Genomic DNA, 8,370 nt, shown 5'->3' on the forward strand with positions numbered 1-8,370 from the left:
ATGGAACGCTGTTTTCAATGCTTATTGATTCGGCCTCCCGCGCTGCCATACACAGCCCGAGCAAGCTGAACCTTGATGCCACTTCAAACGTCATCTGGCCGAATCAGTAACGCCCTCTCGGCACGATCACGGGTCGATTCGCCAGTTCGTCAGGATTATCTCCCGAAGGCGGGAAATGTTCCGCCAGCAGATCGCTGATCCGGGCAATGCCGCTGAGAGCGCCCTGTTCGAAGCGGCCGTCGCGGAACGCGGCCTCCATTGTTTGCGCCACCTGCTCCCACACCGCCGGGGCGACGCAAGCGGCAATGCCGCGGTCGGCGACGATCTCAATGTCGTGATCGGCCAGCAGCAGATAGATCAGCACACCGCTGTTGTGCTCGGTGTCCCACACACGCAGGCTGGAGAACATCTCGATTGCGCGTTCGCGTCCGCTCACGCCACGCCACGCCAAGGCGGGAGCGAGGCTGTTCTCGATAGCGAAACGGATTTCGCCGCCATGGCGCATCTCGGAGTCGCCCACGGCGGCCTCGATCGCATCGAGCGCGGCTTGCGGAAACGCGCGCCGCCACGCCCACGGCGGCATGAAAAGGTGTCTCGCCCAGCGCCTGAAATTCACCATGATCCCGATGCGCCTCCGCCGCCGAATCCACCGCCGCCACCGCCCCACGAGCCGCCGCCTCCACCACCGAAGCCGCCGCCTCCACCGCTGGACCAGCCACCGCCGTGACGGAATCCCGTGGCCACGCCGGCGAACACGAATACGGCAATGAACAGCAGCGCCGGGGTCAAGCCCAGCAGCATCGCCCCCACCACTCCGCTTCCGAGCGCGGCGATCCCGCCCGCAGCCGGACGGCTCATCAGCATGGAGAGCAGCCAGCCCGCGACGATGCCGCCGACGATGAGCATGATGAAGGGGCTATCATCTGCGTCCTTCTTCGATGCGCTGGGCGCCGGTAACGGCTCGCCCTCGATCAGCCGCATCAGCTGCTGCACACCCGCATCGATGCCGCCGTAATAATCGCCCGCCTTGAAATAGGGCGTGATGGTTTCTGCAATCACCCGTTTGGCGATGGCATCGGGGATCGCGCCTTCCAGGCCGTAACCGACTTCCAGCCGCAATTTACGGTCGTCCTTGGCGACGATCAGGATCACGCCGTCGTCGATTTTCTCGCGGCCGATCTTCCATTGCTCGGCCACGCGAATGCCGAACTGCGCAATGTCTTCGGGCTGGGTGGTGGGGACGACGAGAACGGCGATCTGGCTGCCCTTTTGTGCTTCGAACGCAGCAAGCCGGTTTTCCAGCGCCGTCACCTGCCCGGCGTCGAGCGTGCCGGTCAGATCCGTGACGCGGCGCGACAAATCCGGCACTGCGATCTGGGCCCAGGCGGACAGCGCAAACAGCAGCAGGAGAAAACCGAACGCCGCGCGCGCCCGGCGGTTCAGGATGGACAAGCCGATCAATAGCCGGGCGACAGCTTGCCGGATGCGTCGCTGTCGCCTGCCGGAACAGGCGCAGTCCTGGGCGCAGCGGGCGTGCCGAAATCGACCTTGGGCGGCACGGCGATCGCCGCCTCGTTTTCCACGGTGAAGCTCGGCTTGGTCTTGTAGCCGAACAGCATCGCGGTGAGATTGGACGGGAAGGAGCGTACCGTGACGTTATAGAGTTTCACCGCGCCGATGTAGCGGTTGCGCGCGACGGTGATGCGGTTCTCGGTGCCTTCGAGTTGCGCCTGCAAATCGCGGAACAAGCCATCGGCCTTGAGCTGCGGATAGTTTTCCGCGACCAGCAGCAAGCGCGAAATCGCGCCGGTGAGTTCGCCCTGCGCCGCGATGAATTTCTGGAATGCCGCTTCGTCGTTGATCAGTTCCGGCGTCGCCTGAATCGCGCCGACGCGGGCGCGCGCTTGCGTGACACTGGTGAACACGTCCGTCTCGTGCGCCGCATACCCCTTCACCACATTGACCAGATTCGGCACCAGGTCGGCGCGGCGCTGGTACTGGTTAAGCACTTCGGCCCAGGTCGCCTTGATGTCCTCGTCCGTCGTCTGCAAGGTGTTGTAGCCGCAGCCGGACAAGGCCAGCGCCATCCATCCCGCGGCCATCCATTTGAACGCATTCAGCCATTTGAACATGTCAGTCTCCCGTGAATATCATGTGAGCTTAGTCTACGCCACGCCCCAGGTGGCAAACAGCGGGTCGGATTCGCTGAACTTGTCGGCGTAGCGGTCGTCCTTGGGGCGCTTGAGGCCGCGCTCGACGTAGGTCTCCACCTTCCTGAAGCCAGCCTGCTTGATCAGCGTGCCGACCCAGGCCATGCGCTCCATCGGATGCAGTTCGGTCCACAGCTTGATCACCTTGGGCGGAAAATAGCGGTGCGACAGCGTCACCACGAACATGCCGCCCGGCTTCAGCACCCGTCTGACTTCGGCGACGATCCTGTGCGGCTGTGTCAGGTATTCGAACGAAACGGTGCACACCACGGCGTCGAAGCTGGCGTCGGCAAACGGCAGCGTCGGGTCGGCATTGATGTCCTTGACGATGCGTTCAGCCAGCTGCGGGTTGTCGGCGAGTTCTTCAGCGTTCAGTCCCAGCCCAAAGGCAGATTGCACCGTATCCGGCAGGTGCGAGCGCCATCCCGCCATCAGGTCGAGCACCCGCGCGTTCTCCGGCAGCACGGTGCGGTACAGCGCCTGGATGCGGCGCGCGCACACCGCATCGACGTGGGTGACCTTGCGGGCGACCGTGTAGAACTCGGTGTCGGGGAATTCGTCCTCGCGGCTGAACGCATCCGGCCCCTCGAAATCGGTCGGCGTCTGCATCTGCGTTTCCATGCCGCTCCATTCGAGCAACTGTTCGACCTTGCCGACCGGGTCGGTCGAGACATCGCTCTTGCCGCTGTCGATGCTGAAAATGCGGCCCTGCAGCGGATGGCTGAAATTGGCGACGAAGCTGGTTTCGTTCAGCTTCGTCACGCGGAACATCGGGCCTGGCGCATCGTCGGCGTGCAGCAGTTGCGACGGGTAGAAGCGCCCCTGCTTCAGGGGCGCGATATCGCTGCGGAACACCTCGTTCGGCACCTCGTGCTCGATCTTGGGGCCGACGTCCACCTGGGCGTCGACCGGCGGCGTGTCGCCCGGCATCCACACCACCACCTGATGGCGGCCCAGATCGGAAAAATAATTGACGCGAAAGCGCAGCGCGGAATGCAGGAGTTTCATAAGATTCACTGTTCCAAAAACAAAAACGATCCGCGAAGGACGCGAAGAAGCGCGAAGTAAAACCCCTAAGGATTCTTTTGATTTTATTCGCGTTTCTTCGCGCCCTTCGCGGATAAAAAGCTTTTTACAGCCCCTGCATCGTCCGCCGCGCCAGGCACAGATCCTCCCACGCGCGCGCCTTGTCGGCCAGGTTGCGCAGCAGGTAGGCCGGATGGTAGGTCACCACCAGCGGCACGCCCTGGAACCGGTGCACCCGGCCGCGCAGGCGGCCGATCGCCTCGTCGGTGTCGAGCAGATTCTGTGCGGCGAAGCGCCCCAGGGCGAGGATGAGTTTCGGCTGGATGAGTTCGATCTGTGCCAGCAGATAGGGCCGGCACGCCGCCACCTCGTCCGGCTCCGGATTGCGGTTGCCGGGCGGGCGCGATTTCAGCAGGTTGGCGATGTAGACATTGTCGCCGCGTTGCAGCGAGATGGCTGCCAGCATGGCGTCGAGCAGCTTGCCCGCCTGGCCGACGAACGGCTCGCCCAGCCGGTCTTCGTCCGCCCCTGGCGCCTCGCCGACGATCAGCCAGTCGGCATTGCGGTCGCCCACACCGAGCACGCCCTGGGTGCGGGTGAGGTGCAGCTTGCAGGCGGTGCAATGGGCGACGGCATCGGCAAGCGCCTCCCAGCTCAGGCGCGGCTGAAGCGACGCGGCAGCCGTCTTGGCGACAGGGGTTTCGCGCAGACGCCACAGCGGGCCGATGCCCAGTTCGTCGAACACCTCGTCCCGGCTCAGCACGACAAGTCCTTTTTCATGATGAGCGCATCCTCGCGGCCGTCGCGTGCCGGGTAATAACCGCGCCGCACCGCCAGATCGACGAAACCGCTGCCGTGATACAGCCCGATCGCGGCGCTGTTGGAAGTGCGCACCTCCAGGAAGACGCTGTCGGCATGGTGATCGCAGGCACGCGCCAGGCAGTGGTCGAGCAGATCGCGCCCAAGGCCGTGCCGCCGCCACATCGGCGCGATGGTGAGGTTGAGCAGATGCGCCTCGCCGGCTGCCGCCATCATCGCGTAGTAACCGATCACCTCGCCTTCGGCTTCGCGCACCCACATGCTGTAGCCGGCATGGAGCGAGTCGGCAAAGTTGCCTGGACTCCACGGGTATTCGTAGCTCGCCAGTTCGATCCGGTGAATGCGCGGCAGGTCGGCCTCGGTCATCGGCCGCAGGCGATGTGCGATTTCGAATACGGCACTCATGCGGTCTTTTTCCGGCGACGCTCGTCCACCGTCAGCGCCACCTTGTCACGCAGGTAAATCGGGGCGGCCAGCGCTGCGTCCATGCCTTCGCCGCGCCCGAATGCCCGGGCGGCAAGTGGCGCCATCGCCGCGGCATCGGGCATCAGCGTGTCGTCGATGCGCGCCAGCGTCGCCAGGCGCGGACGCAACACTTCGCCCAGTGCGGCGAAACCGTTGCCGGCGCCGACCCAGCCGCCGCCGGCCGGCACGCTCACCGATTCGGGCAGCGCCAGGGCGGGTTCGCTGACGGCACGCCAGCCTGCGCCGTCGCGCTGATACGCCGCCCAGTAGACCTCGGCCATGCGCGCGTCGAGCACGGTCAGCGCCCGCTCCGCGCCGGTCTGTTCGGCGATCGATTGCAGTGTCGAGACGCCGGCCACCGGCAGGTCGGCGCCCAGCGCCAGGCCTTGCGTCACGGCGCAGGCAATGCGCAGGCCGGTAAACGAGCCGGGGCCGGCGCCGTAGCCGATGCCGTCGAGCTGGCGCAAGCCGATGGCCGATTCGCGCAGCAACTCGTCCACCATCGGCAGCAACAGGCTGCTGTGCCGCTGTTCGGCCAGCACCCGCCGCGCCTGGACACGGCCATCCAGCCACAACGCGGCCGAGCACCATTCGGTCGAGGTATCGAGAACGAGCAATTTCATGAGTGCTCCGAACTGGACATTCGCGGCCGGGACTTTGCCCCGAAAAGACCTTCGCAGAATAAAAATGCCGAAACCGTTTCCAGCCGCGACGGCGCGCGCAGCCGGGTTGGACACCCGGCGAGCGCGGCAACAAAGGATGGGGACGGTTTCGGCATTTTTATGTCGCTAATTTCCAGTTCGGAGCACCGATATTTTACCGGTTGCCGCGATAGCTGACCCGGTAAATCGCGCCAGCCTGGTCGTCCGACACCAGCAGGCTGCCGTCGCGCATCACCAGCACGTCGGCGGGACGCCCCCAGGCCGACTCGCCTTGCTGCCAGCCGGTGACGAAGGGCTCGTAGCTCACCGCGCGGCTGCCCTGCAAGCGCACCACGCTGACGCGATAGCCGTTTTTGCGGCTGCGGTTCCACGAGCCGTGCTCGGCGATGAAGACGGCGTCCCGATATCGCTCGGGGAACTGCTTGCCGCGGTAAAAACGCATTCCCAGGCTCGCCACGTGCGCACCCAGATTCTGCACCGGCGGCTCGAATTCGTCGCAGCGGCGGGACTGGCCGAATTCGGGATCGGCGATATTCCCGCCGTGGCAATACGGATAGCCGAAATGCTGGCCCGGCCGGCTCAGGCGATTGAGTTCGTCGGGCGGCGCGTCGTCGCCCAGCCAGTCGCGGCCGTTGTCGGTGAACCACAGTTCGCCGCTTTGCGGCTGCCAGTCGAAGCCCACGCTGTTGCGCACGCCGCGCGCGACCACCTCGATCTTGCCGCTGGCCACATCGAGCCGGGTGATGACGGCGTACTTGTCCGGATCGGGCGCGCAAATATTGCATGGCGCGCCGACCGGCACATAGAGCTTGCCGTCCGGTCCGAAGGTGATGAATTTCCAGCCGTGGTGGGTGTCGGCCGGATAGGCGCTGCTGACGATTTCCGGGCGCGGCGGGTTTTTCAGGCGCGCTTCGATATTGCGCAGCCGCAGGATGCGGTCGACCGCCGACACGTACAGATCGCCATCGCGGAATGCCACCCCCACCGGCATTTCGAGACCGGCGGCAATCACCACCGGCGTGTGCGGCGCCTGCAATGGAATTGCGTAGACCTTGCCTGCGCGCATGCTGCCGGCAAACAGCGTATTTTTTCCGAGCGCCATCTGCCGCGCGTTGGGTACGCTGGCAAACAGCTCGATCTGGAATCCCGGCGGCAGCCTGAGGCTGGACAGCGGCAAAGCCGGCACCGACGACGCGGCCGTCGAGGCTTGCGCCAGCCAGGCCAGCGCCATGGCCAGAGAGACAATCAATCGCTTCATGGTGTTCACTCCGGCTGTAAAGGAATCAGGATTTCGAAGCGCACCCGTGACCATGGGTCGCGCACCTCGGCCAGCCGCACGATGCGTGCGCTCAAGGCCTGCCCCCGATCGAGCAGGCGCGCCACGTCGGCATTCTCGCGGCGCGGCACGTAGCCGATCTTGTGGCCCCGCCATTCCACCCGCACCGCCCGGGCATCGTGCGGATTGTCCGGCTCGCGAACCAGGGCGAGCGCATCGCCGGCCCGCATCTGCGGCCACAGCGCCTTGCCCGCGTGGTATTGAAACCCGGCCAGCGGCGAATCCTGCAGCAGGATATGCGCGGCAACCTGTGCGTGGAGCGGTTGCATCCACAGCCCGATCAGACACAGCAACGCCAGCCGACGACGCATGGGGAATCCGAATCTCTGGTTCCAAACCAGGCATTCTAGTGGGAAATCCGTCTCCCGATTCGCACCGGCCCGGAGCTTTCGGCTTTACTTTTTTCACTCGACAAGCGGCCAGCCGCTTGAGGTAGGATGAATGCATTCTCAACTTCCCCACGCCTGCCAAGCCCACCATGCCGAGAAAAGCCGTCGCCAAAACCAAGCTGTTCGTGTTGGACACCAACGTGCTGATGCACGACCCCACCAGCCTGTTCCGCTTCGAAGAACACGATATCTATGTGCCGATCGCCACCCTGGAAGAACTCGACCAGCACAAGAAGGGCATGACCGAGGTGTCGCGCAACGCCCGCCAGTCAACGCGCTTCATCGACGAAATCGTCAGCAAGCTCGACAGCATCGAGGAAGGTGTGCCGCTCGCGCCGCACAGCCACAACGCCGCCACCGGCCGCCTGTTCCTGCAGACCCAGGCGATCGCCGGCGACATCCCGCTGAGCCTGCCGACCAGCAAGGTCGACAACCAGATTCTCGGCGTGGTGCTGTTTCTGTCGCGCCACTATCCCAAGCGTCAGGTCATCCTGGTGTCGAAAGACATCAACATGCGCATCAAGGCCCGCGCGCTGGGGTTGCCCGCCGAGGACTACTTCAACGACAAGGTGCTGGAAGACACCGATCTGCTGTACGCCGGGCTGCGCGAACTGCCGGCCGATTTCTGGGACAGCCACGGCAAGGGCATGGAATCGTGGCAGGCCAACGGCCACACCTACTACCGCATCAAGGGACCGCTGGTTTCGAGCTTGCTGCCGAACGAATTCGTCTTCCAGGAAGGTCCCAACCCGCTCTACGCGAAAGTGCTGAAGGTCGAGGGCAAGCAGGCGGAGATGGTCACGGTGCGCGATTTCAGCCACCACAAGAACAATGTGTGGGGCATCACCGCGCGCAACCGCGAGCAGAATTTCGCGCTCAACGTGCTGATGGATCCCGAGATCGATTTCGTCACCCTGCTCGGCCAGGCCGGCACCGGCAAGACCCTGCTGACACTGGCCGCCGGCCTGACCCAGACACTGGAAAACAAGCACTTCGCTGAAATCATCATGACCCGCGTCACGGTGCCGGTCGGTGAGGATATCGGCTTCCTGCCGGGCAGCGAGGAAGAGAAGATGGCGCCGTGGATGGGGGCGCTGGAGGACAACCTCGAAGTACTCACTCATTCCGACGACACCGGCAGCCCCTATGGCGGCGACTGGGGCAAGGCGGCGACCAACGATATCGTCCGTTCGAAGATCAAGGTCAAGTCGCTCAACTTCATGCGCGGCCGGACCTTCCTGAAGAAATACCTGATCATCGACGAGGCGCAGAACCTGACGCCGAAGCAGATGAAAACCCTGATCACCCGCGCCGGCCCGGGCACCAAGGTGATCTGCCTGGGCAACATCGCGCAGATCGACACGCCCTACCTGACCGAAGGCAGCTCCGGCCTGACCTACGTCGTCGATCGTTTCAAGGGCTGGCCGCACTCCGGTCACATAACGTTACAACGCGGCGAGCGC

The 8,370-nt window shown here is 64.5% G+C and carries 10 protein-coding genes; 1 reads left to right on the forward strand and 9 read right to left on the reverse strand.

Annotated elements, in window-relative coordinates; genetic code table 11:
* Positions 1–103 precede the first annotated feature (103 nt).
* The 9 genes from Q0L94_RS16360 to Q0L94_RS16400 form a co-directional block, all read right to left on the reverse strand.
* Complete coding sequence (locus Q0L94_RS16360; RefSeq protein WP_296755365.1) at positions 104–619, reverse strand: TPM domain-containing protein; 516 nt, start codon at positions 617–619, stop codon at positions 104–106.
* The gene (locus Q0L94_RS16365) at positions 613–1,461 is read right to left on the reverse strand and encodes a YgcG family protein (RefSeq protein WP_296755366.1); all 849 of its coding nucleotides are present in this window, start codon (positions 1,459–1,461) and stop codon (positions 613–615) included. Before Q0L94_RS16365 ends, Q0L94_RS16360 begins: the two co-directional genes overlap by 7 nt.
* Entirely contained in the window at positions 1,458–2,132 is a 675-nt protein-coding gene (locus tag Q0L94_RS16370; protein ID WP_296755368.1) for a LemA family protein, read from the reverse strand. The genes Q0L94_RS16365 and Q0L94_RS16370 overlap by 4 nt, the downstream gene beginning before the upstream one ends.
* 33 nt (positions 2,133–2,165) lie before the next feature.
* Positions 2,166–3,218, reverse strand: coding sequence for a class I SAM-dependent methyltransferase (locus Q0L94_RS16375; protein ID WP_296755370.1), 1,053 nt, complete (start codon positions 3,216–3,218; stop codon positions 2,166–2,168).
* Positions 3,219–3,342: 124 nt separating this feature from the next.
* Positions 3,343–3,999, reverse strand: coding sequence for a uracil-DNA glycosylase (locus tag Q0L94_RS16380; RefSeq protein WP_296755373.1), 657 nt, complete (start codon positions 3,997–3,999; stop codon positions 3,343–3,345).
* Complete coding sequence (gene rimI, locus Q0L94_RS16385; RefSeq protein ID WP_296755375.1) at positions 3,993–4,460, reverse strand: ribosomal protein S18-alanine N-acetyltransferase; 468 nt, start codon at positions 4,458–4,460, stop codon at positions 3,993–3,995. The genes Q0L94_RS16380 and rimI overlap by 7 nt, the downstream gene beginning before the upstream one ends.
* Complete coding sequence (gene tsaB / locus Q0L94_RS16390) at positions 4,457–5,143, reverse strand: tRNA (adenosine(37)-N6)-threonylcarbamoyltransferase complex dimerization subunit type 1 TsaB (RefSeq protein WP_296755378.1); 687 nt, start codon at positions 5,141–5,143, stop codon at positions 4,457–4,459. Before tsaB ends, rimI begins: the two co-directional genes overlap by 4 nt.
* 193 nt (positions 5,144–5,336) lie before the next feature.
* A complete protein-coding gene (locus tag Q0L94_RS16395) occupies positions 5,337–6,440 on the reverse strand; it encodes a PQQ-dependent sugar dehydrogenase (protein WP_296755380.1) in 1,104 nt (367 codons plus the stop codon).
* A gap of 5 nt (positions 6,441–6,445) precedes the next feature.
* A complete protein-coding gene (locus Q0L94_RS16400; RefSeq protein WP_296755382.1) occupies positions 6,446–6,829 on the reverse strand; it encodes an HIRAN domain-containing protein in 384 nt (127 codons plus the stop codon).
* 167 nt (positions 6,830–6,996) lie between these two features.
* Here Q0L94_RS16400 and Q0L94_RS16405 point away from each other — a divergent pair.
* A partial coding sequence (locus Q0L94_RS16405) for a PhoH family protein (protein WP_296755385.1) occupies positions 6,997–8,370 on the forward strand: 1,374 nt, incomplete at its 3' end.

This window comes from Thiobacillus sp. (genome assembly GCF_024708915.1).

Excerpts from the sequence above, each read along its gene's own strand:
- Q0L94_RS16360 (WP_296755365.1), bottom strand. The coding sequence starts at position 619 with ATGGTGAATTTCAGGCGCTGGGCGAGACACCTTTTCATGCCGCCGTGG.
- Q0L94_RS16370 (WP_296755368.1), bottom strand. The coding sequence starts at position 2,132 with ATGTTCAAATGGCTGAATGCGTTCAAATGGATGGCCGCGGGATGGATG.
- Q0L94_RS16375 (WP_296755370.1), bottom strand. The coding sequence starts at position 3,218 with ATGAAACTCCTGCATTCCGCGCTGCGCTTTCGCGTCAATTATTTTTCC.
- rimI (WP_296755375.1), bottom strand. The coding sequence starts at position 4,460 with ATGAGTGCCGTATTCGAAATCGCACATCGCCTGCGGCCGATGACCGAG.
- tsaB (WP_296755378.1), bottom strand. The coding sequence starts at position 5,143 with ATGAAATTGCTCGTTCTCGATACCTCGACCGAATGGTGCTCGGCCGCG.
- Q0L94_RS16395 (WP_296755380.1), bottom strand. The coding sequence starts at position 6,440 with ATGAAGCGATTGATTGTCTCTCTGGCCATGGCGCTGGCCTGGCTGGCG.
- Q0L94_RS16400 (WP_296755382.1), bottom strand. The coding sequence starts at position 6,829 with ATGCGTCGTCGGCTGGCGTTGCTGTGTCTGATCGGGCTGTGGATGCAA.